Source organism: Arthrobacter sp. sptzw42, assembly GCF_059089685.1.
Window position 1 is genome coordinate 113,890 of the sequence record NZ_JBNHEX010000003.1, and the last position, 24,632, is coordinate 138,521.

25 protein-coding genes and 1 pseudogene are annotated in these 24,632 nt (G+C 61.9%); 15 read left to right on the forward strand and 11 right to left on the reverse strand.

Annotated features, from left to right (window positions below; genetic code table 11):
- Positions 1–33: 33 nt before the first annotated feature.
- Genes AC5RT4_RS04585 through AC5RT4_RS04605 form a run of 5 tightly spaced genes read left to right on the forward strand, consistent with a single transcriptional unit; the run spans position 34 to position 4,183 of the window.
- A complete protein-coding gene (locus tag AC5RT4_RS04585) occupies positions 34–783 on the forward strand; it encodes an SDR family oxidoreductase (RefSeq protein WP_494104983.1) in 750 nt (249 codons plus the stop codon).
- A gap of 49 nt (positions 784–832) precedes the next feature.
- Positions 833–1,777 (forward strand): 2-hydroxyacid dehydrogenase, encoded by a 945-nt coding sequence (locus AC5RT4_RS04590; protein WP_494104984.1) that lies wholly within the window; start codon positions 833–835, stop codon positions 1,775–1,777.
- Positions 1,774–2,544: an SDR family oxidoreductase gene (locus AC5RT4_RS04595; protein ID WP_494104985.1), complete on the forward strand. Its 771-nt coding sequence runs from the start codon at positions 1,774–1,776 to the stop codon at positions 2,542–2,544. Before AC5RT4_RS04590 ends, AC5RT4_RS04595 begins: the two co-directional genes overlap by 4 nt.
- Positions 2,544–3,656 carry an L-idonate 5-dehydrogenase gene (locus tag AC5RT4_RS04600; protein ID WP_494104986.1) on the forward strand — a complete coding sequence of 371 codons (1,113 nt, stop codon included), beginning with the start codon at positions 2,544–2,546 and terminating at the stop codon, positions 3,654–3,656. Before AC5RT4_RS04595 ends, AC5RT4_RS04600 begins: the two co-directional genes overlap by 1 nt.
- Positions 3,653–4,183, forward strand: coding sequence for a gluconokinase (locus AC5RT4_RS04605; protein ID WP_494104987.1), 531 nt, complete (start codon positions 3,653–3,655; stop codon positions 4,181–4,183). The genes AC5RT4_RS04600 and AC5RT4_RS04605 overlap by 4 nt, the downstream gene beginning before the upstream one ends.
- 701 nt (positions 4,184–4,884) lie before the next feature.
- Here AC5RT4_RS04605 and AC5RT4_RS04610 read toward each other — a convergent pair.
- The 3 genes from AC5RT4_RS04610 to AC5RT4_RS04620 form a co-directional block, all read right to left on the reverse strand.
- On the reverse strand, positions 4,885–5,400 hold the full coding sequence (locus tag AC5RT4_RS04610; protein WP_494105143.1) for a gluconokinase: 516 nt from the start codon (positions 5,398–5,400) through the stop codon (positions 4,885–4,887).
- A 20-nt stretch (positions 5,401–5,420) separates the two neighbouring features.
- On the reverse strand, positions 5,421–5,732 hold the full coding sequence (locus tag AC5RT4_RS04615) for a putative quinol monooxygenase (RefSeq protein WP_494104988.1): 312 nt from the start codon (positions 5,730–5,732) through the stop codon (positions 5,421–5,423).
- A 123-nt stretch (positions 5,733–5,855) separates the two neighbouring features.
- Positions 5,856–7,214, reverse strand: coding sequence for an NAD(P)H-dependent oxidoreductase (locus tag AC5RT4_RS04620; RefSeq protein WP_494104989.1), 1,359 nt, complete (start codon positions 7,212–7,214; stop codon positions 5,856–5,858).
- A gap of 253 nt (positions 7,215–7,467) precedes the next feature.
- Here AC5RT4_RS04620 and AC5RT4_RS04625 point away from each other — a divergent pair, with 253 nt between their 5' ends.
- The 7 genes from AC5RT4_RS04625 (at position 7,468) to AC5RT4_RS04655 (ending at position 14,169) form a co-directional block, all read left to right on the forward strand.
- The gene (locus AC5RT4_RS04625) at positions 7,468–8,496 is read left to right on the forward strand and encodes a LacI family DNA-binding transcriptional regulator (RefSeq protein ID WP_494104990.1); all 1,029 of its coding nucleotides are present in this window, start codon (positions 7,468–7,470) and stop codon (positions 8,494–8,496) included.
- Between the two features lie 229 nt (positions 8,497–8,725).
- Positions 8,726–9,748: a DctP family TRAP transporter solute-binding subunit gene (locus tag AC5RT4_RS04630; protein ID WP_494104991.1), complete on the forward strand. Its 1,023-nt coding sequence runs from the start codon at positions 8,726–8,728 to the stop codon at positions 9,746–9,748.
- A 31-nt stretch (positions 9,749–9,779) separates the two neighbouring features.
- The gene (locus AC5RT4_RS04635) at positions 9,780–10,361 is read left to right on the forward strand and encodes a TRAP transporter small permease (protein WP_494104992.1); all 582 of its coding nucleotides are present in this window, start codon (positions 9,780–9,782) and stop codon (positions 10,359–10,361) included.
- Positions 10,358–11,635: a TRAP transporter large permease gene (locus AC5RT4_RS04640; protein ID WP_494104993.1), complete on the forward strand. Its 1,278-nt coding sequence runs from the start codon at positions 10,358–10,360 to the stop codon at positions 11,633–11,635. The genes AC5RT4_RS04635 and AC5RT4_RS04640 overlap by 4 nt, the downstream gene beginning before the upstream one ends.
- Before the next feature lie 91 nt (positions 11,636–11,726).
- Positions 11,727–12,605 (forward strand): NAD(P)-dependent oxidoreductase, encoded by an 879-nt coding sequence (locus AC5RT4_RS04645; RefSeq protein WP_494105144.1) that lies wholly within the window; start codon positions 11,727–11,729, stop codon positions 12,603–12,605.
- A gap of 283 nt (positions 12,606–12,888) precedes the next feature.
- Positions 12,889–13,749 (forward strand): pirin family protein, encoded by an 861-nt coding sequence (locus AC5RT4_RS04650; protein WP_494105145.1) that lies wholly within the window; start codon positions 12,889–12,891, stop codon positions 13,747–13,749.
- Between the two features lie 24 nt (positions 13,750–13,773).
- On the forward strand, positions 13,774–14,169 hold the full coding sequence (locus tag AC5RT4_RS04655; protein WP_494104994.1) for a GNAT family N-acetyltransferase: 396 nt from the start codon (positions 13,774–13,776) through the stop codon (positions 14,167–14,169).
- 62 nt (positions 14,170–14,231) lie between these two features.
- On the opposite strand, the gene AC5RT4_RS04660 is transcribed toward AC5RT4_RS04655, so the two are convergent.
- The 4 genes from AC5RT4_RS04660 to AC5RT4_RS04675 all read right to left on the reverse strand — a co-directional run bounded on the left by AC5RT4_RS04660 (position 14,232) and on the right by AC5RT4_RS04675 (position 17,912).
- A complete protein-coding gene (locus AC5RT4_RS04660; protein ID WP_494042522.1) occupies positions 14,232–14,996 on the reverse strand; it encodes a DUF1275 family protein in 765 nt (254 codons plus the stop codon).
- A gap of 278 nt (positions 14,997–15,274) precedes the next feature.
- Complete coding sequence (locus AC5RT4_RS04665; protein ID WP_494104995.1) at positions 15,275–15,847, reverse strand: flavin reductase family protein; 573 nt, start codon at positions 15,845–15,847, stop codon at positions 15,275–15,277.
- Positions 15,848–15,849: 2 nt separating this feature from the next.
- Positions 15,850–16,896 (reverse strand): methionine synthase, encoded by a 1,047-nt coding sequence (locus AC5RT4_RS04670; RefSeq protein WP_494042524.1) that lies wholly within the window; start codon positions 16,894–16,896, stop codon positions 15,850–15,852.
- Positions 16,897–16,916: 20 nt separating this feature from the next.
- Positions 16,917–17,912 (reverse strand): DUF1852 domain-containing protein, encoded by a 996-nt coding sequence (locus AC5RT4_RS04675; protein ID WP_494104996.1) that lies wholly within the window; start codon positions 17,910–17,912, stop codon positions 16,917–16,919.
- 118 nt (positions 17,913–18,030) lie between these two features.
- Here AC5RT4_RS04675 and AC5RT4_RS04680 point away from each other — a divergent pair, with 118 nt between their 5' ends.
- Positions 18,031–18,972, forward strand: a complete 942-nt coding sequence (locus tag AC5RT4_RS04680; RefSeq protein ID WP_494104997.1) for a LysR family transcriptional regulator — start codon at positions 18,031–18,033, stop codon at positions 18,970–18,972.
- A gap of 479 nt (positions 18,973–19,451) precedes the next feature.
- Positions 19,452–20,444: a transposase gene (locus tag AC5RT4_RS04685; protein WP_494104998.1), complete on the forward strand. Its 993-nt coding sequence runs from the start codon at positions 19,452–19,454 to the stop codon at positions 20,442–20,444.
- Here the strand turns inward: AC5RT4_RS04685 and AC5RT4_RS04690 are convergent.
- The 3 genes from AC5RT4_RS04690 to AC5RT4_RS04700 all read right to left on the reverse strand — a co-directional run bounded on the left by AC5RT4_RS04690 (position 20,415) and on the right by AC5RT4_RS04700 (position 22,619).
- On the reverse strand, positions 20,415–20,696 hold the full coding sequence (locus tag AC5RT4_RS04690; protein WP_493969088.1) for a winged helix-turn-helix transcriptional regulator: 282 nt from the start codon (positions 20,694–20,696) through the stop codon (positions 20,415–20,417). The genes AC5RT4_RS04685 and AC5RT4_RS04690 overlap by 30 nt on opposite strands.
- On the reverse strand, positions 20,693–21,097 hold the full coding sequence (locus AC5RT4_RS04695; RefSeq protein ID WP_494104999.1) for a VOC family protein: 405 nt from the start codon (positions 21,095–21,097) through the stop codon (positions 20,693–20,695). Before AC5RT4_RS04695 ends, AC5RT4_RS04690 begins: the two co-directional genes overlap by 4 nt.
- Before the next feature lie 742 nt (positions 21,098–21,839).
- The gene (locus tag AC5RT4_RS04700; RefSeq protein ID WP_494105000.1) at positions 21,840–22,619 is read right to left on the reverse strand and encodes a hypothetical protein; all 780 of its coding nucleotides are present in this window, start codon (positions 22,617–22,619) and stop codon (positions 21,840–21,842) included.
- A 481-nt stretch (positions 22,620–23,100) separates the two neighbouring features.
- Here AC5RT4_RS04700 and AC5RT4_RS04705 point away from each other — a divergent pair.
- Positions 23,101–23,707 (forward strand): annotated as a pseudogene (locus AC5RT4_RS04705) (recombinase family protein).
- A 138-nt stretch (positions 23,708–23,845) separates the two neighbouring features.
- Here the strand turns inward: AC5RT4_RS04705 and AC5RT4_RS04710 are convergent.
- A complete protein-coding gene (locus tag AC5RT4_RS04710) occupies positions 23,846–24,280 on the reverse strand; it encodes a DUF4192 family protein (RefSeq protein ID WP_494105001.1) in 435 nt (144 codons plus the stop codon).
- Positions 24,281–24,632: the final 352 nt, after the last annotated feature.

Genomic DNA, 24,632 nt, shown 5'->3' on the forward strand with positions numbered 1-24,632 from the left:
CAGCAGTTTTCGACTGCACCATAGGAGCTATCCATGTCTTTTTCCGATTACTCAACTGCCCTCGTCACCGGCGCGTCGACCGGGATGGGCGCCGCGATAGCCGAACGCCTGTCCAAGCGCGGCCTCACGGTCCACGCCCTGGCACGCAACGAAGGGCGCCTGAAGGAACTGGCGGACAATACCGGGGCGGTTCCCCACGTCGTGGACCTCACGGACACCGCGGCGCTGACCGCTGCCGTCGGGAACCTTGAGGTGGATGTTTTGGTGAACTGTGCAGGCGTCTCCCGCCCCGGCAACATCCTGGACTCGAGCGAGAGCGACATCGACGAACTCGTGGACGTCAACCTCCGCGGCCTGCTCCAACTGACCCGGCTGGTCCTGCCCGGCATGGTGGAACGCGACCTGGGGCACATCATCAACGTCAGCTCCATCGCAGGCACCTACAATTTCTACGGCCACACGGTCTACCACGCCACTAAAGCCGCGGTGCACCAGGTCTCCCGGCAGCTCCGCAACGACACCGTGGGCAGGCGCATCCGCGTCACCGAAATCTGCCCCGGACGCGTCGAGACAGAGATCTTCGGCCGCAACATGGGCGGTACGCCCGAAGCGATGGAAGAGGCATGGAAGACCTACTACGAAGGCTACGAATCGCTCACCACCGATGACATCGTCAACGCCATGGACTACGCCATCGAAACACCCCGGCACGTAAACGTTGGCATGCTGGAGCTGATGCCCACGTTCCAGGTTCCCGGCGGCCTCACCTTCAACAGGCGCTAACCGCGGCCCTGCCCCTCCACCGATAACCGCCCGACTGATAGGTTTCCCGATGCAAACAGTCCGTACAGTCAGCTTCCCCGACCGGCAGCTCCTCGACGATCTCTCACCCCTTCCCGAAGGGCTGCGCGGAGTGGTCTGGGACCTGAAGGCGGATCCCGACGGCGGGACAATGGGCGAAATCGACGGCGTCATCCTCCCGTACATCGATGCCGGCGCCGTGTTGGGATCCCTCGCCAAGGTCGAGTCGCTGAAATTCGTCCAGACGCAGTCAACCGGGTACGACGGCGTCATCGAGGCTGCCGGCCCGGCGGCCGGCGTCGCCAACGCCTCCGGAGTCCACGCGGCGGCGACCGCGGAACTCGCCATAGGGCTGATCCTGGCGAAACTGCGCGGCATCGACCAAGCAGTCCGGGACCAGCAATACGGCCTCTGGCGGCCTGAACGGCGCCAGTCCCTCGCGGACCGGCGCGTGCTGCTGGTCGGCATCGGCGGGATAGGACACGAGATCGCCCGCCGCCTCGAGCCCTTCGAAGTCACCGTCACCCGAGTGGGGAGCTCAGCCCGCACCGATGAGCACGGTGAGGTGCACGCGTCCTCAGAACTGACCACACTTGCCGCCACCCACGACATCCTCGTTTCGGTGCTCCCGCTGAACGAACACACCCACCAGCTGATCGGCGAAGAGGTCCTCGCGGCCCTGCCGGACGGCGCCCTGGTGGTAAACGTAGGCCGCGGCTCCGTTGTCGACACCGCTGCCCTCACCAAGGAAGTCCTCTCCGGCCGCCTACAGTGCGCCATCGACGTCATCGATCCCGAGCCGCTGCCACAGGACCACCCGCTGTGGTCCACCACTAACGCCCTGATCACGCCCCACGTCGGCGGCAACGCCTCCGCGTTCCAGCCGCGGATCATCAAACTCCTCCGGAAGCAGCTCGAAGCCCTCGCCGCCGGACACACCCCGGTCAACCTGGTGCAGGCAGGCCCGTTCTCATGACCTCACTTTTTGACCTGACGGGCCGGGTCGCCCTGGTCACCGGCTCCAGCCGGGGGATCGGCAACGCGCTGGCCCGGGCATTGGCCGACGCGGGAGCCACCGTGGTGCTGAACGGTATCAACGAGGAGCGGCTCAAGGCTGCAACTGCCGCCATGGCTGCCGATTTCGCCCCCGGCCGGGTGCACAGCGTGGCGTTCGATGTCACGAGCGACGCCGAGGCCGCCCGCGGGGTCGCGTGGGTGGAAGAACACGTGGGGCCACTGGAGATCCTGGTCAACAACGCCGGCATCCAGCACCGCGTGCCCATGCTGGACCTGGACGTCAAGGACTGGGAACGGGTGATTTCCACCGACCTGACCAGTGCCTTCCTGGTAGGCCGCGAAGCAGCGCGCTTTATGATTCCCCGCGGCCACGGCAAGATCATCAACATCTGCTCTGTCCAGACCGACCTGGCCCGGCCCACCATCGCCCCATACATCGCGGCCAAGGGCGGACTGCGGAACCTCACCCGTGCCATGACGGCTGAATGGGCTTCGTCCGGTCTGCAGATCAACGGGATCGCACCCGGCTACATCCACACCGAGATGACCCAGAACCTGGTGGACGATGAGGCCTTCAACTCCTGGATCCTCGGCCGGACCCCCGCGAACCGCTGGGGGACGGTCCAGGACCTGGCCGGGCCCGCCGTCTGGTTGGCGTCCAGCGGCTCGGACTTCGTCAACGGCCAGACCATCTTTATCGACGGCGGAATGACGGTGGTGGTCTGATGGCCTTCACCGAAGCCCTGCCGGAACCAGGAGTAAGCGTGCAGTCCCTTCCCAACCCTGTCCTTCCTGTTACCGGGCCTGCAGTCGTTGCCCACGCCGCCGGTGACCTCCGGATCGACGAACTCACCCTCACCGCCCCGGCCCCGGACGAAGCAGTTATCGAGGTGCACTACGGCGGCATCTGCGGCTCGGACCTGCACTACTGGCTGCACGGCGCCGCCGGCGAATCCATCCTCAAGGCACCACTGGTCTTGGGGCATGAGATTTCCGGAACGGTTATCCAAGCCGCTGCCGACGGAACCGGGCCGCTTCCCGGAACACCAGTCGCGGTCCATCCGGCAACACCCGGTCCGGGCGCTGCCCGGTACCCGGCGGACCGGCCCAACCTGTCCCCGGGCTGCACCTACCTGGGCAGTGCCGCCCGGTTCCCGCACAAAGACGGCGCGTTCAGCCGGTACGTGAACCTCCCCACCCGGATGCTGCGGACACTGCCACCCGCCATCGACCTGCGCACCGCCGCACTGATCGAACCAGCCTCCGTAGCCTGGCACGCCGTGGCCCGGGCCGGGGAAATCGCCGGGAAAACGGCACTCGTCATCGGCAGCGGCCCCATCGGCGCCTTGGCCGTTGCAGTCCTGAAACGGGCCGGCGCGAGCCGCATCACCGCCGTCGACATGCACGAAAAGCCGCTGGAAATTGCCAAAGCCGCGGGAGCGGACCAAGTGCTGCAGGCCGGCGACACTGAAGCGATCGCTGCCGTCGAGGCCGATATCGTCATCGAATCCTCCGGCAACCACCACGGCCTGGCCTCCGCGATCCAGGGCGCAACCCGCGGCGGCACCGTAGTGATGGTCGGGCTGCTGCCCACCGGCCCGCAACCGGTGCTGATCTCCCTGGCCATCACCCGGGAACTGGAGCTGAAGGGTTCCTTCCGGTTCAACGACGAGATCGACGACGTCATCGCCGCCCTCGCCGACGGCACCCTGCAGATCGACCCCGTCATCACCCACGAATACCCCGTGGAGCAGGCACTCGAAGCCTTCGACGTCGCACGGAACTCCGCCGAATCCGGCAAAGTACTCCTCAGCTTCGGCGCGGGAACCGCGTCATGAGCCAGCTGCCGCCCCTAGTGGTAATGGGTGTTTCGGGGTGCGGGAAGTCAACCGTCGGTTCCCTCCTGGGGGAGCGGCTCGGCGTTCCGTTCTTCGACGGCGACGACTTCCACCCGGCCGCGAACAAGGCCAAAATGGCCGGCGGAATTCCCCTGAACGACGGTGACCGCGGACCCTGGCTCGCCGAAATCGGCACGGCGCTGGCAACCCCTGCCGGAGAAGCGCCGTCATGCATCATCGCGTGCTCCGCGCTCAAGCGCAGTTACCGGGACCTGCTGCGCAACTTCGCCCCTAATACAGTGTTCATCCATCTCACCGGTGACGCAGCAACCATTTCAGACCGGCTGAGCAGCAGGAAACACGAATACATGCCAGGGAGCCTCCTCGCCTCCCAGCTAGCTACTCTTGAACCGCTCGGATCCGATGAACCCCACATTGCCGTGGACATCCACCAGGATCCAGCGTCGCTGGTGAATCGAATCGTGCGGCAGCTGGCCGACTTACAGGGCAAATTTCACACTTCTTGACAGGACCCTTACGTTGCGAAGTGCATTACCCGAGCCAGCTCGGCCATGGCCTTCGTCCAGCTACCACATCGCCAATTCCCTCCCGTCTGTTTACGGCTGCCCGAACCGAAGGCATGGCGTTTCGTTGAGCGCGCCGTCCGTCGATTTCAGGAGCAGCGGGCCACCGCCGAGCGAAAGCGCACGGCGAAGTCCGATCACCCTCCAGGCTTTCTGGCCTTGATGACATTTGGGGCTGCTTGCCTGTCTCACGACATGCCCTCGGTGAACCAGACGCTGCTGGGCAGCTGCGATTAGGGGGCCTCGGAAGGAACTCCTCCGCCAGAGCATGGCAGGAAAGCAACCCCCTTTGACGGGCACTCCCCCGCCAATTTCGAAAGGCCGATAATGGACCTTCTGTCGAGCTGACCACATCTGGATCATCCTTGCTTCTGCATATCAGGGAGACGATGGGCGGTCCACGGCTGGGGTCAATTTTGGTTATCCACGGCTGGGAATGGGGGCCCTCGGATTAGCTCCCTGGCAGCAGTAGCGGTGGGTAACCAATGAGAATTGTCGCCGGTTGTGGACCGCCGCGCTTCACGTGACTCTGGTTTCTAGAAGCCAGAGTCGGAGTCGTAAAAAAACGTCACAACCATCGTCGTCAGGTTTGGGTGTACCTGAGTTGACGTACCAAGACGCTCGGCGGCGTCGGCCCTGAAATCTCATCTTTCGGTGTGATCGATCCCGGCCGGAACCATGGGGTGTCCTTCGCCTAAGTTTGCGAGGATCTGGTCGGTGAGTGCTTCGATGCCGCCTTCTGATGTCACGGTCATTCCGGCTTCGGCTGTTTCCAGGTCCTCAAGTGTCTCCAGCTGTGAAGTGAGAAGGGATGCGGGCATGAAGTGCCCTGGGCGCTGGACCAAGCGCTCCTTCAGTACCGAGGGGTCGACCCTTAGGAGGATGAACCTGGTGGAAGGAGCGGCTGCCCGGATAGCGTCACGATAGGCACGTTTGAGGGCCGAACAGGCAACGACGATGCCGTGGGGGTGTTCTGCCGCGAGTTCTGCGCCGACCAAGCGAAGCCAGGGCCATCTGTCGTCATCGGTAAGCGGTACGCCAGCTGCCATCTTTTGGACGTTCGGCAAGGGGTGCAGGTCATCAGCATCTTTGAAGGTTGCTCCGAGCCGGGCGGCGATGGCGGCGCCGACGGTACTCTTTCCTGAGCCCGACACGCCCATGACAACAAGGGCGATGTGCACTAGAGGAGTCCTTGCCGTGGGGTTCCTGCGGGGATAGGCGCAAGCCGGGTCACAACAACAGGTGTTTCCAGGAGGCCGTCCAGAGCGGCGTTTAGGCGTTTGACCGGTTCGCCGGCACCGTGTGCGTCGAGCAGCTCGGCTGATTCCCATTTTTCGATCATGAGGATCTGGTTGTTGGGGGCTTCGTGTATCGCGTAGAGCAGGCAGCCGGGCTCTTGGTGCACTTCGCTGATCGCGGGGGAGAGGGCGGCGACGACCTGGTCGAAGGCGCCTTCCTTCGGGTTGAAAGCAGCGGTGACGACGACGGTCATGGTTGGGGTTCTCCTTGCTTTGAGGGTGCCCTGAAGGGCGGGGTTGGTCCTTGGGGACGCGGCGCGGACCGACCGTTAAAGTCCGTCAGTCCGCGCCGAACATCCGCAGGGTGCTCTTCAGAATTAGCTGGGAACGGCGAGATTTTCCCCAAGGGCCAGGGCCTCGGTTTCGCGGCGCAGTTCGAGGGCCTGGGCGAGTGAGTCGTCCATGATGACGTCGTCCCAGCGGACGATTCCGCCCTTGGCTACGTCGTTGCGCAGTTCGACGTGGTGGGCCAGCGCGACCGGCAAGGCTCCGGTGGTGACGGAGTGCTTCGCGGAAACGAGCTGGCCCCAGACGGTGTATCCGCCTTCGCCGTCAAGGTATTCGCCGGCTTTGAGGTCTTTTTTGGCGGTTGCGACGACGTCGCCGAAGAATCCGATGGGGGAACCCGTTGAGATTCCGCGGAGGACGGCGTTGGCGATGGATACGTTCAGTTCCAGGCCGACGTAGTGGTAGGGGCGGTACAGGGCGGCGTACTGGCCGGTGGGGTCCGGGTGCCAGGGGTATTCGTTGAAGCAGCCGGAAACGTAGGCGTTCGTGGCTTTCACGACGACGAAGACGCCTTCCTGGGTGTTGTGGGGGATCCAGGTCCCGTCGCGGTTGACACTGGACATGACGTCGACGGTCCCCTCGTGTGCGAGGGCTCCTCCGACGTCGGCGGGGCGGCAGATTGTGGCGATTTCTTCCACGTCTCCCGGTGTAAACGTCAGTCCGGTGTCAGAGGGGACCAGTCCTGCCCCGTTGGCGACGGCGGCCATTTCGATGGCGGCCTTGGTGCCGTCGCGGAAGGAGGTGTGCATGTTGGGGTTCAGCTGCCCGGAGTCGGTGAGTTCCTTGGAGAATTCCCAGTTTTCCCAGACGTTGTCGGGGTTCATCTCGTGGTAGTGCTCGAGGAATTTGGCGCCCTTGCCGGCGCAGACGACGTCGAATCCGCTGGTGCGGGCCCAGTCGACAAGTTCCATGATGAGGGCCGGCTGGTCGCCGTATGCCATGGAGTAGACAACGCCGGCTGCTTCTGCCCGCTTGGCCAGGGCGGGCCCTGCCAGGGCGTCGGCTTCAACCGTGACCATGATGATGTGCTTTTTCGTTTCGATGGCGCGCAGGGCGTGCTTGACACCAACGATGGGGTTGCCGGTGGCTTCAACGATGATGTCGATATCTACGTCGAAAAGCTCGTCAGCGTTGGCCACGATCGCGGTGGAGCGGTCCCTCAAAGCGGTTGCTATGTCGGGCGCGATCTGGTCTTTGGGCCAGCCAACGAGCTCGAAAGCACCTTCAGCGCGCTTGACGTTGATGTCTGCGATGGCGACGACGTGGATGCCCGGGATGTTGTTTGCCTGGGCCAGGTACATCGTCCCGTAGCGTCCGGCGCCGATCAGACCGACCCGGATGGGCTTTCCGTCGGCCTCGCGCTGAGTCAGGAGATGGTGCAGATTCATGGGTTGCCTTTCAAGGGATACGGCGCTGTTCCGGAAGGGTGCGGGCTGGTCTGGGATCAACCGCAGCTTTTGGGGCTCTACTTTTCACTCTGCGGCTCGCCGCTTGGTGGTGAGGCTGCTGAACAAGCGGGACCCACCTGAGGTAAAATAAGTGGAACCGGTACACTTTTATGTCATACGGGTAGGCCCGAGGTCAAGCCCTAGGCTGAAATAGGTTTCCAGATGTCCAGGAAGTGCCAGGCAAGGAGTAGGCGTGCAGAAACAACCGACCATCCGCGATGTTGCTCAGGCGGCCGGGGTGTCCGTTGCTGTTGTCTCCCGGGTGCTGAACCCGGGGTCAGGTCCCGTTGCCGCAGCTACCCGCGGCAGAGTGAACGACGTGATGAAGAACCTCGGATACCACCCCCGCACGGCAGCCAGGGAGCTTAAGTATGGCCCGCCTACAACCCTGGGGTTGCTGCTGGCTGATGTCTCCAACCCCTTTTTCGCCCGACTCGCTGATCAGGTGGTGCAGGAGGCGCACTCGCGCGGTATCCAGGTGCTGCTGATGACCACGCAGGAGGATGACCAGCTGGAGTCGGAACGTCTGGCGACGCTTATCGAGCGCAGGGTCAGTGGCATTATCGCGACTCCTACCGGCAACAACCTGGCCATCTGGAAGCAGCTTCAGGATCTCGGCACTAAAGTGGTTTTTGTCGACAGGTCAATACCTTCGCTTCCCGAAGTTGACGTGGTCAGCATCGATAACTTCGAATCCGCGCGGGCAGCAACGGCGCTCCTCGCCGCTCACGGCCACCGCCGCATCGGAATCATCTCCGGGCCGGCTTCCTCCACTACCGGCAGGGACCGGATTGCCGGCTATCGGCAAGCCCTGGAGACAGCCGGCCTGGAGCAGGATGAGCTCCTCATCCGGCACGCCGCGTTCCGTGGACCCGCAGGAGGGGATGCTGCATCAGCCCTGCTCAACATCGAGGAGCCGCCAACTGCTTTGGTGGTGGCAAATACCGCCCAGGTCACCGAAGTTCTGCGTCGCCTCTCCCACGCCGGAATCGAAATCCCCGGAGCGCTGTCTGTCATCGTCTTCGAAGATTCGCCCTGGACCGAACTCATGACCCCGGCACTCACAATCGTCAGGCAACCCATAGATCTGCTCGCCCGGCATTCCGTGCAGCTCGCTTTATCCAACACCCAGGGCAAGACGTCGGCAAAACACAACGTCATACGCGTGGCCGCGGAACTGGTCGAACGCTCCAGCGTTGCCCGGCTGCAGTTCTCCAAGTAACCAATAGGGCACTCACTCCCTAATGGTTTACAGCAGCATAGGCCTTGTGGTAAAAAAGTGTACCGGTTCCACTGGCACCGCAGTCTTTCACTTTGTTCTGTAGGCGTGTACCAGGACGCCCCTGTTTACCCTGTCCGCACAGCCCCGAACGCCTTTGTCACCGCCATCCAAGCATTAGCACCCCTGTCCTTGTAGGCCAGGAACCAGCAAGTATTCAAAGGAGAATCAGATGCCAAAGCGCACCTTGGCCACCGCAGTTATGGCCGTTGCACTCACCGTTAGTACTGTCCTTACCGGTTGCGGCGGGGGCGGGGCCGCTGGAGGGTCCAGCACCACCGTCCGCCTCGGCATCGGCGACCCGGCAGCCTCTTCCATGGGGGTGTCCGCAAAGCACTTCGCCGAAAAGGTTGCCGAGCTGAGCGACGGCAAGGTCAAGGTCGAGACATTCCCCGACGGCACCCTGTTCGGCGGCGACCAGAACGCAGCCGTCAACCTGCTTGGAAACGGCACGCTGGACTCGACCATCATGTCGACCTCGGTCTACGCATCATTCGAACCAAAGATGAATGCGGTCAGCCTTCCCTACCTCTTCAAGGACTCGGAAGAGGTTACCAAGTACTTCGAAGGCGAGCCGGGCAAGGAACTGTTGGGCTCACTGGACAAGCTGGGCATTAAGGGTGTGTCCATGCTGACCCGCACTCCGCGGCACACCACCAACTCAGTGCGTCCCATTACCCAGCCCGAGGACTTCAAGGACCTGAAGCTCCGCGTACCGCAGAACGACCTCTGGGTTAAGTTCTTTGGCTCAGTAGGTGCCAACCCGACGCCAATGGACTTCAAAGAGGTTTACACCGCCCTGCAGCTGGGCACTATTGACGGCCAGGAAAACCCTCTGGAAGTGCCAGTGAACAACAAGTTCTTCGAAGTCCAGGACTACCTCTCCCTGACGGGCCACATCTCCGACGGCCTCGTCCTGGGGTTCAGCAAGAAGAAGTGGGACTCCTTCGATGAGGAGACCAGGAAAGTCCTGCAGGAAGCGGCAGACGAGACCGCTGACTTCAAGACCAAGTACGACACTGACGAAGCCACCAAGACCCTCGAGAAGCTGAAGAGCGAAGGCGTGCAGATCAACGAGCTGACCCCCGAGGCGAGGGAAAAGTTCCAGGCGGCAGCGCAGAATGTTTACCCCGAGCTTGAGGGCAAGGTGGGCAAGGAATTCGTCCAGTCCAGCCTTGAATTCCTCGGACGCTAAGGTGACGGGTCCAGTGCAGGAAACGAATTCAGTGCATGATGATGGAACCACCCCAACCCTGGGGGCCGAGTACCAGGCGGCCGAGGGTGGCTCCAAGGCGGTTCCGGTAAGCGACGTCCCGGGACCTTTGGGTTGGATCTGGAAGGCCGTGGATGCTCTCCTTTTCATCGGAATCTGCGCGATGCTGCTTAGCCTTGCTGCCCAAATGGTCAGCCGCCAGATGGGCGCCTCGCTGTCCTGGACCGAGGAACTGACCCGTTTCCTGTTTATGGACACCACATTCCTGGGAATGGCAGCGGGCTTCCGGGCCGCCGTGCACCCGAGGGTTAGCTTCGCGGTGGCGTGGGGACCAGCCTGGCTCAAGCACGTCAGCATGCATCTTTACGCCATCTGCGGAACCGTGTTCTTCAGTGTCCTGCTCTACAAGACGGTGGAACTGATGCTGCAGCAGTACGCCGCCGGAGAGTCCAGTCCTGCCCTGGGACTGAAGATGTTCCTGGTAACCCTGCCCCTAGTGATCAGCGCGGCACTCGCCATCATCGCCCACATCACGACCGTCTACTTCTCCCCGTATATGCGTAAGAGGATTCTCGAAGGAGAGATGATCGCATGAGCCTGACCCTGCTGGGCATTTTCCTCCTCCTGCTACTGCTGGGGGTTCCGCTCTCAGTCTCACTCGGTATTGGCGTCATCGCCACGCTGCTGATTTTCGATATCCCCCTCGACCTGTTGCCGCAGTCCATGATGAGCTCCATGAACAGCTTCCTGCTGGTTGCTGTCCCCTTGTTCGTCCTGGCCGGCAACCTCATGTCCGGAGGAGGTATTTCGGACCGCATCTTCCGTGGCGCCGAAGTCATTTTCGGCCGCTTCCGTGGCGGCCTCGGACAGGTGAACATCGCATCGAGCGCGATCTTCGGCGGCATCTCCGGATCCTCCGTTGCCGACATTGTCAGTCTTGGCAAGATCGAGATCAAAGCCATGACTGACCATAAGTACCCGCGGCCCTATGCGGCAGCAATGACCATGGTCACCGCTACCCTGTCCTCACTGATACCGCCGAGCATCCTCATGATCATCGCCGCGTCAACCGCGAACGTCTCGGTAGGCGCAGCCCTCGCGGGAGGATTTGGACCGTCCATTGTCCTGATCCTCGTCCTGATGCTTGTGAACTTCTTCCTGTCGGTACGCCACGGTTACGGCGAAGTCTCCAGGACGCCTTTCAAGAAGGGCCTGCGGATCGTCCTCGAGGGCATCCCGGCCATGGGCGGCCCGGTGATCATCCTGGTGGGCATGTTCAGCGGGCTCGTCACGCCCACGGAAGCAGCCGCCATCGCCGTCTTCTACAGCCTGCTGGTTGGCGTCTACGTCTACCGGGACATGAAGTGGCGCCAGATGCCCAAGATGATCGTGGATGCCGGCCTCACCACCGGCACCATCCTGCTCATCGCCATGATCGCCGGCGTCGCCTCTTACATCTTCACCATTGACGGGCTGCCGGCAAAGGTCAGCAGCTGGCTGCTGAGCGTCAGCACTAACCCCACCATCGTCATGCTGCTGATCGGCCTGATCCTGATCCTCATCGGAACCGTGATGGACAAAGTCGCAGCCATCCTGCTTTGCACACCGGTGCTCATGCCCGCGGCCGTGTCTTCAGGTGTGGATCCCATCCACTTCGTTGTCTTCCTCGTTGCTGCCCTTGCCGTTGGCCTGGTCACGCCGCCTGTCGGCGTCTGCCTGTTCGCGGCGTCCTATGTTAGCGGGCTACCGATGGAAAAGATTGTGAAGGCCGCGGTGCCGCTCTACGTGGTCATGGTGGTTGCCATCGTCATGCTGGCCATCTTCCCGCAACTCATCCTGTGGCCGTCTGATCTCCTGACCAATCAGTAGGTCTGCCTTAAATTCGCCTCCAACCGTACCTGAAAGCCCTAATCGCTAAAGGATTTCAATGCCTGAACATGACCACCCAGCGCTTGCCCTAATGGGATTAGGGCCGATGGGGGAACCTATGGCGCGCCGGCTGCTGAACGGTTACGGCGAGCTGACAGTCTGGAACCGGACTGTTTCGAAGGCCCAGGCCTTAGCGGGCCTGGGCGCCCGCGCCGCGGCTTCACCTTTCGAGGCGGCCGCGGACATCGTTCTCACCGTGTTGCCGGACCTCAGCCACGTCGAATCATTGCTACCGGGGGAAGAGGGCCTGCTGGCCGGATGGACAGCCCGGGGTATTGCCCAGCCAATACTTGTCGTGCACGGGACCGTCTCACCGGGGGCAGTGGCGGCCTTTGGTGAACGGATGCTTCGTGAATATGGCGTCCGGGTCCTGGACGCCCCCGTTAGCGGCGGCACCGTGGGTGCCGACAACGGAACCCTGAGCATCATGGTGGGCGGGGACGAGGACACGTTCAGCGCGGTCACTCCAGTGTTCGGGTTCATGGGCAGCACCATCCGGCACATGGGCCCTGGAGGCTCGGGTGCACTCGCCAAAGCCTGCAATCAGATCGTGGTCGCAGGCACGGTCACCGCCGTTTCCGAAGCCATGCTTCTCGCGCGCGGCGGAGGACTGGATCTATCGGTGATGCTTGAGCTGCTTCGGGGCGGGCTGGCGGACTCCGAGGTGCTTCGCCAAAAAGGGCACAGATGGATTGACGGCGACTTCACAGGTGGCGGCAGCGCCCAAAACCAGCTGAAGGACCTCAACTTCGTACTGGGGGCGGCCGGAACAGCGCAGCTGGAGCTGCCCCTGAGCACGGTAATCCACAATCTCTTCGAGGATATGGTCGCGCGGGGCGACGGCGCCCTTGACCACACAGGGATCCTCCGGACCCTTGCTCAGCGCTCCAAGGCTCGCACTGAAACCTGAAACCCTCACGGAAGGCGCAAAAATACCAAGTCGGCCAGGGTACTCAAGTATTCCAAACGGAATTATTGGGAGCCGTCATGCGAGTCGACCCGCACTCTAAGGCGCTCCTTTTTCCGGCGTGCGAGTTTGAGGAAGACTCAGCCTCGCTCCTTAAAGAAAGAGCCCCAGGAAGCCGGTGGCCCGGTTCTCTGGGGTTTTCAGTGTGCGTTGGTTAATCAGCTGTTCGCAGACCAATACGGATTAGTTGGCGGCGACGAGTGCTTCGCTGCGAACGTAAAGCCTGATCGGTTCATGGTGCTTCCTGGACCACTACGGCCCTGACCTCGTCCCGGAATCGGGGGGCATGAAGGTCCCGCGGCACCCCCACACCGGCCTGGCAACGGTGAGCTGGCTGTTCACCGGCAAGATCGCCCACCGCGACTCCGCCGGGTACGAGGCGATCGTCCGGCCCGGAGAGGTTAACCTCATGATCGCCGGACGGGGGATCTCACACCAGGAGTTCTCCACCCCGGACACCGGCATTCTGCACGGAGCCCAGCTCTGGTACGCCCTGCCCGATGCCACCAGAAACATGCCGCCGACCTTCGAACACTACGCCCCGCAACCTGTCTCCGGCGACTGTACCGAACTGCGGGTCTTCATCGGCTCCCTGGCCGGCTCCTCCTCGCCCGTGGCCACCTACACCCCGCCCCTGCTCGGCGCCGAGGCCGTGCTCAGGGCCGGTGCCCGCCTCGAACTGAGTCTTGACCCGTCCTCTGAACACGGGATCCTGGTCGACACTGGAGAGATCTCCCTTGACGCCGCGCCCATGGCCGTGGACCACCTCCACTACCTGGCCCCCGGCCGGAGCAGCATCGTCCTGCAGGCCGGGCAGACCCCAGCCCGGGTACTGATCCTTGGCGGGGAGCCCCTCGGCGAACAGATTGTGATGTGGTGGAACTTCGTCGGACGCAGCCACGACGAGGTGGTGTCATACCGGGCCGCCTGGCAGGCCGAGATCGGTGCCGAACCGGCCGAGCCTCCCGCCGGGGACGTCTACGCCGACGGCGCCCCGTATCCCCGCTTCGGGCCGTACCCCGAAGGCTACCCCGACCCGCTGCCCGCGCCGGAGCTGCCCAACGTCCAGCTCCGGCCCCGCGGCTAAAGCACCCGCGCCAGGAGAGCCCTGTTGGAAAACGAAACCACAATCACAGTCCGGAACTCACCCGAACGCCGCCGCTACGACCTCCTCGACTGTGACAAAGTCATCGGCAAGGCCCACTACCTTCCCCACGACGGTGCTAGAGGACCGGAGCGAGTTTTTTACCACACCACAGTCAGTGAGGACTACGGCGGGCAGGGCCTCGCCGCCCGGCTCGTCCAAAACGCCCTGGACGAAACCCTCGCAGCCGGCATCGCCGTCGTTCCGGTCTGCCCCTACGTGAAAAACTGGCTACGCAGGCACGCTGACTACCATCCGCGCATGAACGCGGTACACCCCGAACACCTCGCCGCCGTCGAACACGCAGGACAGCACCAAACCGTACACCCAGCCGCCCCTTCGTCAGGTTGGAGTGTGCTCTAAGCGGAGGATATTCCGCCGGTCTGCCAGGTTTTACCCGTTCTTTGCCTCTTCGGCGCCTCGGCTCAGGTAGATAGACGGAAACGATGAATCCGGGCTCCCCATTGCCCCAGCAATGCCACAACAACTATCAGGGCTCCGGAAACGATCAAAGCAGGGCCGGCTCCGGCGCCGGCAAGCAGCGCGCCAAGAGCCGCACCAAGAAGAAGCACAACAATCGCAGCACTTCTCCTGTTCAGCAATCCCTTGTGCCCCCTTACGAGGAAAAGCTCACCCGACAACGCGGTTAGGGTGGAGGTGACGACCACGGTTGTCATTTCCCGGACCGCGAGCTTTCGGGCTACACAGGCCTGAATTCCCATAGCAGCTGCCGCCAATGAAGAGATGATCACTCGGACATCGGTGGAAAGGCTATTACCGACCAGGGAGGCTAGGGCCCCGACGGAGCAAAGAAGGAGCCCTGCGACAAGCAGCAGCACCGTGATTGGCAGGCGCCATTCCGCAGATCGTTTTCTCAGTACCAGCCCGGTCACCGCGGCGCCGATTGAGAAACACACCATCGCTGTCAGAGGACCTAGCACTGGAAGGCCATCTGCTCCCGCCATGGCCATGCCCAGTATCACCACGTTCCCCGTCATGTTTCCGATGAAGACGTGGTCAAGGGCGAGATAACCGACTGCATCGACAATCCCAGTCCCAAAAGTCAGGACCATTAGTAGCCCAAGCAACTGCACATTCCAGCGCTTCTCGACCAGGACCTGTGCTTCGTCTGCTTGATTACCAAGTCCGGCACTGAGTGCGGCAGCTGGGGTATATGGGGATGTAGTCATTTTTGAATCTCCTGAATGATTCTGAAGGGCTGCAGCCTTGCGGGAGGTGTGACCGTCGTTAATTGTCCAAAGAACTCTGGACAATTACGCCGGGTTAAAGCTTTCGGTAGGAGCTTCTCGAGGGCGAACCGAAGCGTCGCATGCGTGTAGAACAGGGTTGCATCCGAGCCATTCAGGAAGTCCATGGACGCTCCGATGTTGACGAGGACGACGGCGGGAGTTGCGCTCCCGCCGTCGTGAACCGTTCGGCTTGCTGCCTGGCGTTTTTGGCGCGGCGCTCAGCCTTTAAGCTTGGAATCTTCGCCCAGACGGTGCCATGAACGGTTGTGGTAGACCAGAGCGTCGCCGGGTTCGCCCGCTTGGACGTCACGCATCACGCGGGACTCCAGGGCGTGAACGGCGATGATTGTGGAGGTCCCCATCTCCATGCGATTGATGACGGCGCAGCGCAACCAAGCGCGGACATCGTCATACACCGCTTCGCCGGTTGCAAGGGCCGACCAGCGGTGCGTCTGGTCAAAGCGGTAGGCGCCGGGGGTCGCTCCAAACTTCGCCAGGTGGACGTCGTGCGCGTCCAGCAGGTGCACGACGACGGTTTCGGCGCGCGAAAGCACCTCGGACGCAGAGGACAGTGCCGACACCGAGAAAATCAGCAACGGAGGTTCCGCACTCACTGACACGACCGACGATACCGTCAGTGCCACCGGTCCTTCGCCGGCATCAGCCGTGATGACGGCGACTCCTCCTGGGTGGCCACGGAACAGTGCTTTGAATTCGTCGGCCGAGAGGGAGGGCGGGAAGCTTTGCTTCGGAGCTTCGAGCCAAGTGTCTGCGGGGTAGGCGTGAAACATCGTTATGACACCCTGGGTGTAGAGCGGTCGAGTTCCTCGCGAATGATGTTCGTCCCTGCGCTGAGAGCACTCAGCTTGGCCAGTGCGACGTCCCGGGGGAACGGTGCCATGCCGCAGTTAGAGCTGGGGATGAGCTTGTCCGCATCAACGAACTGCAGGGCCTTGCGGAGGGTGTTGGCGACGTCCTCCGGGGTCTCGATGGTCTCGCTTGCGACGTCGATTGCCCCGAGCATGACTTTCTTGCCGCGGAGGAGCTCGATGAGGTCCATGGGCACGTGGGATTTCTGGCATTCCAGCGAGATGATGTCGATGCTGGAGCTCTGCAGCAGCGGGAACGATTCCTCGTACTGCCGCCACTGTGAGCCGAGCGTCGCCTTCCAGTCAGTATTCGCCTTGATCCCGTAGCCGTAGCAGATATGCACGGCGGTCTCCGCACGCAGCCCTTCTGCCGCTCTCTCAAGCGCAGCCACGCCCCAGTCCTTGACCTCATCGAGGAAGACGTTGAACGCGGGCTCGTCGAACTGGATGATGTCCACGCCGGCCGCCTCCAGTTCCTTTGCCTCCTGGTTCAGGATCGCAGCGAACTCCCAGGCCAGCTTCTCGCGACTCTTGTAGTGGTCATCGTAGAGCGTGTCCACCATGGTCATTGGACCGGGAAGAGTCCATTTGATCGGCTGGTCGGTGGTTGCGCGGAGGAACTCAGCGTCTCCGACGAATACCGGCCGCTCGCGGCGCACCGCTCCGACGACGGTGGGCACGCTCGCGTCGTAGCGGTCGCGGATGCGCACGGTCTTGCGCTGTTCAAAGTCGACCCCGCTGAGATGCTCGATGAAGGTCGTGACGAAATGCTGGCGGGTCTGCTCGCCGTCGCTGACGATGTCGATGCCGCGTCGGCTCTGCTCGTGGATGGCAATGCGCAGCGCATCCTGCTTGCCCTCCAGCAGCGCATCTCCCTCCAGCTTCCACGGGGACCAAAGAGTCTCCGGCTGTGCGAGCCACGATGGTTTCGGCAGGCTTCCGACAACGGTGGTGGGCAAAAGTGTGTTCATGATTGACGATTCTCCGTGGGTCAATTGACGAGAGCGGGGTATTTGGCGGTCCACTGGTCCAATAGATCCTTGTGGGGCGTGATGAAGTGCTCCTCCGTGTACTTCGCCTGCGTGATCGCGAGCTGACTGCGCTCGACGCGGTCGTAAGCGATCTGGGTCCGCGAGTAATCCTGCTCTCCCAGGCTCGGCTGGTAGACGGGGCCGGCGGCGGAGTTCGCGTTGTAGATCTCCGGGCGGTAGATCTTCTGGAACGTCTCCATGGTGCTGATCGTGCCGATGAGCTGCAGGTTGGAGTAGTCGTTGAGCAGGTCGCCGCGGAAATAGAAGGCTAGCGGCGCAACGCTGCCGCGTGGCATGAAGTAGCGAACCTGCAGCCCCATCTTTCCGAAGTACGCGTCCGTCAGCGAGAACTCGTCCTGCTGGTACTCGACGCCCAGGACCGGGTGACGGTTCCCCGTTCGCCGGTACGTCTTGGTTGTGGAGACGCTGATGCACACCACTGGCGGCTGCGGGAAGCGTTCCTGGCATTCCGGGGAATCGAGGAAGTGCTGGAACAGTTTGCCGTGAAGATCGCCGAAGTCCTCGGGAACGGTGGGCTTGCCTGAGTCGTCTCCTGCTGCCGCTGGCAGTACGACGCTGAAGTCGAAGTCACGGACGTAGGAGGAGAAGTTGTTCCCGACGATCCCGTGGTGGCGGACCCCGTTCAGCTGGTCGACGATCTGGATGTCGAGAACCTCGAACAGCGGGAAATGCTGATCCGTGCCTTCCGCAGTGAACTGTATCTGCACGGAGACGATCTCAAGCTCGAGCGTGTAACGGTCCCGGTCTGGGTTGTCCCAGCCTGCGAGATCGTTGAAGCGCCGCCGCATCATGGCCAAGGCGTTGCGGAGGTTCTCCTGGCGGTGCTCGCCCCGTGCCAGGTTGGCGAAATTCGTCGTGACCCGGGAGCCTTCCGACGGGGAGTAGTCCTCGTTGAAGGGGGTAGTGGTGATGCTGAAGGTGAAGTTGTCTGCCATGCGCTGCCAATCGTTGATGGGCCGGACACGGCCTTTCAGAAGGGGATGTATCCATGGTGCAGCCTTCCAGGGATATCGAGTAACTAGGGGTTTCTATGCACTGATATAGAATTTTCCTATGCCCCAGCTTTCGAGCGGACTTACCCTGCAGCAGCTCCGCTACTTCATAGAAGTTGCAGCTGAGGGGTCGATCTCCGCGGCTGCCGATCTTCTCTACGTAGCGCAGCCAACAATGTCCGCAGCGATGAAGGACCTTGAGGCCCGGGTGGGCCGTGCGCTCCTGGTTCGCTCCGCCCGCGGGGTCACCCTCACCGCCGACGGGGTCGAGTTCCTCGGCTATGCGAGGCAGGTCGTCGAGCAGTTCGCTCTCCTCGAGCAGCGCTACCTTGGTAGGCCACCGACGCGACGTCTGCTCGGGGTGTCAACGCAGCACTACTCGTTCGCGGTGGACGCCTTCGTCCGGATGGTCAAGGCCACTGAGGTGGCCGAATACGAGTTCTCGCTGCGTGAGTCCCGCACCTGGGACATCATCGAGGACGTGCGGACGCTCCGCAGCGAGATAGGCATTCTCTACCGGAACGATTTCAACCGGAAGATCATCGACAAGCTACTCCGGGAATCCGGGCTCGCGTTCACTCCGCTTTTCCTCGCCAAACCGCACATTTTCATTTCACGGAACAACCCGCTCGCCTCAAAAGAGCGTGCGACTCTCGCCGATCTCGCCGGCTTGCCGCGGCTAACCTTCGATCAAGGTGCGAACAACTCTTTTTACTTCGCCGAGGAGATTCTCTCCACCTTGTCCAGTAAGCAGGAGATCCGGGTCTCTGACCGTGCCACGATCTTCAACCTCATGATCGGGCTCCACGGCTACACGATCTCGACGGGCATCATCAGCGGGCAGCTCGACCCGGAGATCGTCGCCATCCCGCTCGACGTCGACGAACGCATCGAGATCGGCTGGATCGGCCACGCCGCGATTCCGCTTACCGACCAAGCGAAGCGCTACCTCAGGGAATTGGGGGCAGTCGTCGCTGAGTTCGGCGTAGCGCTGCTTGACTGACTGCAGTTGAGCGGGCGGTCTTTACTCCTTCGGTGATCGGACGTGTTTGTTGCAGCCGAGCGGGTTGCTGGTATTGCTGTATCGGCCGAGTTATGACTGCGTTTGTTCAACTGCGCAAACACTAAAAGACTGACTGGGACGGTCCTCTACTTCTACTCGTCCCACTTCAACGCCTGTGAGTCTTTACGTGGCTGGTCTGGGACTAGCTGGCAGTGTTGATGCCGGTCGTTCTGCCCGGCGCGTGACTCGAAAAAACAATTGCCCTTGAGGGTGCGTTTCCCCCGATTTGTCCGCGCTCGGTGGAGCGGTCGGCGTTGATCTTTCCCACGTCGGTGGCTTGATTAGAAGCTTGCCCAGCCTCTGAGGTTGTGGCTCATCACAGTTTTGCCTCGAAGTGACTCTTCCCAGGTCCGGCGCCGGTCGTGCTGCGACTTGTCTTGTCCATTCGAAAGAAAGGAGGGTGGCCGCGTTGACTATCGTTGCGCAGACCCGCCCGTTCGTGGGCTGTTGAGGGTATCGGCTCGTATGGAGCCCGTCTGGCCAGGGCAATAACCGACGCCGGTGACAACGTCGCCGAAGCTCCACGTATGAACGCCCGAGGCCGTCGAGGGCTGGGCAAATCGGACCCATTGGACGCCACAGCCATCGGAGCCGCTGTCCTGGGCTTGGAGGAGTCCCAACTACGGGTTCCGCGACGGGATGAAGGAACCCGTGCCGGGCTCAGGATCCTGAGTGCAGCCCGGGATCAACTGACGCGGGAACGAACAATGAATGTCAATGCACTTATTGCCCTCCTCCGGGCACATGATCTTGGAATCGATGCCCGTAAACCTCAGGTCCCCGCTCAGATCAACACGATCACCAGATGGCGGGAAAGGCAGGAGCAGATGGAACTAGCGATTGCGCGGGAGGAAGTGATTCGGTTGGCGCGCCGCGTTCTCGAAGTGACCACTCAGCTGGCTGCTAATCAGAATCGCATGACTGAGCTGATACAGCAAAGTCCCGCCGCCCCGCTGCTGGAGATGGTGGGCGCCGGGACCGTTTCAGTCGCTGCCGTCCTGACAGCTTGGTCGCATCCAGGAAGGGTTCGCAGCGAAGCTGCCTTCGCGTCACCGGCAGGGGTGAATCCCCTGCCGGCCTCAAGTGGTAACACTGTCCGGCACAGGCTCAACAGAGGCGGTGACAGGCGACTCAATCGTGCCCTGCACATCATCACCATGACGAGAATGATCCACCATCCCGAAACGCGGGAGTACGTTGCCAAACGCACTCAAGAAGGCCGTGGCTACCGGGAAATTCGAAGATCCCTCAAGCGCTACCTTGCCCGAATCCTCTACCGTCAGCTCAACACCCTTTACGCCTCTATAGATCCAGCCCACCAAAATGTTGCAGGGTCAGAGCCCAGCCAACTCGTCGGAGCGTATCGCGATTCCGCGCCACGCCTAGGCCTCATCGCTGCCCCAGCGTCCTAGCGCGATGATCGCCTCACGCAAGGCGAGCCCGCGATCGGTCAGCGCGTAGGCCCGGGTGTTGTGCCGGAGGGGCAGGCGGGACAGTACACCGGCGGTCTCAAGCTCGCGCAGGCGGGTCGCGAGTATGTTCGTCGGCACTCCGAGGTCGCGCTGCAGGTCGCCGTAGCGCTGCGGCCCGTTGAGCAGCCGCTCCACGATGAGCAAGGCCCACCGCGCTCCAACGATATCGAGGGCCGCGGCGAGATCGCTCACTCGGTCGGATCGTCGTCCGGCTTCATCCAAAACGGCGAGTAGTGGTAGCCGTCGGGGTCGTCGAACTGGCGCTGGTACATGAAGGGGTGATCGTCGGTATCACCGATCCGCCCGCCGGCGGCACCGGCGCGTTCGACGAGCTCGTCGACCGCCTGACGGCTGCCAAGGTCGAATGAGACCGTGACCTTCGAGGGGGTGTCGGGTCCGCCGACGAGCTCCTCGGCGCCGCCGACGCTCGCATACATTTCGCGGCTGCCGAGCATGACGTACTGCTCGGGCGCGATCGCGAAGCATGACACGTTGTGATCGGACATTTCCGGGTTGAGGGTCCAGCCGAGGGCGGTATAGAAGGCTGTCGAGCGCTGAACGCTCTCGACCGGGCAGGTGATGAAACGGCTCATGCGGCTCATACTTGCAAAATGCAAGTGCGACGTCAAGATCTAGTTAATTGGCTCGTATCCCTAAGGATTTGAGACGCCTGAGTATGAGACACGTCGCCTCGGCCAGTAGAAGGTTTTAAGTGCCCGTAAGGGGATACTTCACCAGGCACTGGTTCTTTATTTTGGCTCGCTAGAGCGGCCGACCATAGGGATAGTCCACCCATAGCCCGGTGCCTTCTTCTGGGCAGGCCAGGTCCGCGCCGTTCCGCGTGGACCAGTAGTCCGCGGGGAAGCGGGATCCTTGAAGCACGGCGTTCAAATCGACGCCGTGCTCCTCGCGTCCGTCGGCGAATCGCGCGTCATACCGAATGCTGCGGTAACGACTCTTCAACCAGCGACGCCTCCGCCATGAGGCCGCGGCTCGGACGGCAACCGGCATTTGTGAACTCATTCCTACATCCTCCCTTGCCGCTCGCCCTCATGTTGTGATCAGCGCACGAAGGCGCAATCGAGATGTGCCCGACAGCCGGTCGACTTACGGACACTAATGCAGGACGCTCTCACGGCATCTCAAAAGTGAGTCGAGTTTGACGTCGATCTTGAGGCCCAGCATTTTCTCACCGTTCAACGAGCACCTTGGGTTCGCGGTCGAATGGCAGTCATGGTCAGTCGCTTGAACGGCTTCCGCGCATCAAAACGCAACCTCACTGCGGATATACTCGCGTCACCGGTCCGGGTATAGCAAAGGGCCGCTCGTCAGGGCCTAGCCGAATTTCAGATCAAGTACTGTATTTCCTGAGGTCCAGAAAAGCTCCGGATCAGGGCCCCGGTAGTGGAAAAATCCCCGCAACGCGGAACTTGCTGTGTCCAGATCGACGACAACGCCGCTAGGTGCGAACGCAGGACCCGTAGGAATGAAAATCTCAGACTCTGCTTTCCCCTTCATTAAGCCCAACACCCGCCACGCACTCTCGTCTTGAGAATTAGCCGTGCAGTGCACGATGAAACCCGTCGCAGGACTTCCCATAGCCTCAAACAATCGATCACTACGTCCGACAAAGAAACGCCCCGCCTCAGCGCTGTCCCAAGACGAAAGCGCCGCCAGTGACGATGCCTTCGCTGTCTCGGTCGGCGGCACCTCGACACCATTGACAACCCACACGTCCCGGGGCGTCCTCTGTTTACTGTGAAGTAGTCCGAGGCGAATGATGTTACCGACCATCACGCCAATTGCGCTTGCGGGAACTACCACTGGCCAGAGCTTAGACCAAGGCGCAGGAAACTGCGAAAGAAGGAAGCCTGCCGCGACGACAGTGAGGACAAAAATTATGGTGACCCAACTTTCTCGGACGAGTCCCCGAATTAAACCGCCCCCAAGGATGCCGGCGGCGAGTAAGATGCCGATTTCGAAACCGTTCGAGCCACCAGTCAATGAGAAGGTGGAGAAAAATATCCCTGCCGCAAAAATAAACGCCATCACCCACAGGGCCCAAGCTGCGCGGAAGAAACGGAAGTACGACGAAAAAGTCTGCATCTCTTTCATATTACAAAATCATCCTGTAACTAAATTCTCGAGTAGTAACCCGACTTGCATGAGCTAGACGTGCTGTAGCTCTAAGTTGAATACTTCCAGAACGGACTGTAGACGGGACACCCGCCAATTCCCATTTTTCGCTGATGTCCATCCCTGCTGCGAGCCCACCTGCGAAGAAGGCATATCCCGCCGCCAGGAACGACCGTCTTGCCCTCGACACCGACACCTTCCCCCGAAGGGTTTTGCAGGTTGAGCGTGGTTAGGGGAGGCGCGAGGCGCTGCCCGACCCCAAACTCCAAGTTCCTACCGTTCCAAAACCCTTGAAATGCGAGGCGTCCCAAGGCTGAGGAAAGCAACGCGTTCGCAGGTTCTGGTTCCTGTGGAATCACATGGCTTTCCCAGCACCAGGCCATTCTCATAACTATGTCTCGAACCCCTTGGTGGAATCGGCATACTAATCATTAGTTACGAGACACATTCGGAGGCAGGCGTGTCGAAACTTATTGGCTATGCACGCGTTTCGACACGGCAGCAGTCCACCGACCGGCAACAGGCAGATCTACTCGCCGCCGACGTTCGACCCGATGACCTATACATCGACCATGGAGTCTCCGGGGCGCGTGCTTCGCGACCACAGTTCGATCGGGCACTCGACGCGCTCATCCAGGGTGACACTCTCGTCATCACGACTTTTGGACCGGCTCGGTCGATCCACCCATAACATGCTCGCCTTCGCCGATGAACTCCGCGGCAGGGGCGCCGGTCTGCGGGTGCTGAACCTGGGCGGTGGCGACGTCGACACCGCAACACCGATGGGCGCAATGTTGTACACGATCATGGCCGCCCTCGCGCAGATGGAGCACGAGATCAAGCGCGAACGTGTCACGGACTCCATTAACAAGCGTCGCAAGGCTGGCCTCGGCCTTGGCGGCCGACCCCGCCAGGTCACTGATAGCCAAATTCAGAATGCTGTCCGCCTGGTTAAAGGTGGCGAGCCCGCGGCGCGGGTTGCCAGGGACCTGGGAATGTCCCGGGCGACTTCCTACAGGCGGTCACGAGCCCTTGCCGACCAGCAGGATGCATATAGCCCCACATAGGCCGCTTTTTCGCGCCAACGTTGACCCCGACTGGGTTGCGGGGGTGGGAGCGTTCCCTGTCTGCCGGGCCTGCGAACGGTGCGTAGCTGGTGCCGGGCGTCTTTTGGTAGCTGCTGCCACGGAACACCAGTTCCGCGTTCAGTTGCTTGTCGGTGATGGTTTCCAGTGATTCGGGCGGGCAGCACCCGGCGTCGCTGTCGCACAGCAGGTTCTGCCAGTGTGACGGGGTGACCAGCCACGCGTCCTGCAGCGGGGTACCTGCGCTGTCCAGTGCCTCGATGACGGCCTCGACGTGGTCGTGGAAGGGGCGGGGCTGTCCGGGCGGGGGGTGCTGGCCGTGTAGATGGCCAGCAGCACCGCCGTGGCCTGAGTGTCCAGTGCGAGGTAGTCCACCAGGGAGCGGGCGAAACCGGCGGGTTCCGCGAACGCGGGGGCGTCGACCCGCAGTGTGGCGCCCAGCGTCTTGCCCCGCATGGTCAGGAACACAAAGGATTCCCGCGGTACGAACCCGAGGGAGTGCGGGATGAAACCGAGGATGTCGGCGGGGCTGGAGATGCGGATTGCGTCGTTCATGTTGAAAGTCCTTTGCTGAGGAATTTGGTGGGTGGGGCGGCTCGTGGTCACCTAAGCCGCCCCAGGCGACAACTTGGTCCGCGTCCGCACCCGTTTCCCGCCCGCTTGACAGACATAGAAGCGTCGATAATGGACCTTCTGTCAGGCTGTCTCGGTCAGGCAAACAAGTGCTTACTGACAACGCGGCCGGAATCGGCGGCGGTTTCGACCCGTTCATGATTGGGGTCAATTCGGGCTATCTACGGCGGGGAATAGGAGCCGTTGGGGTAGCTCCTTGGCAGCAGTAGCCGTGGATAAACTACGAGAATTGTCCCCGTTGCGGGGACTCAAGCAAGGAGCCGGGTGTCGGCCT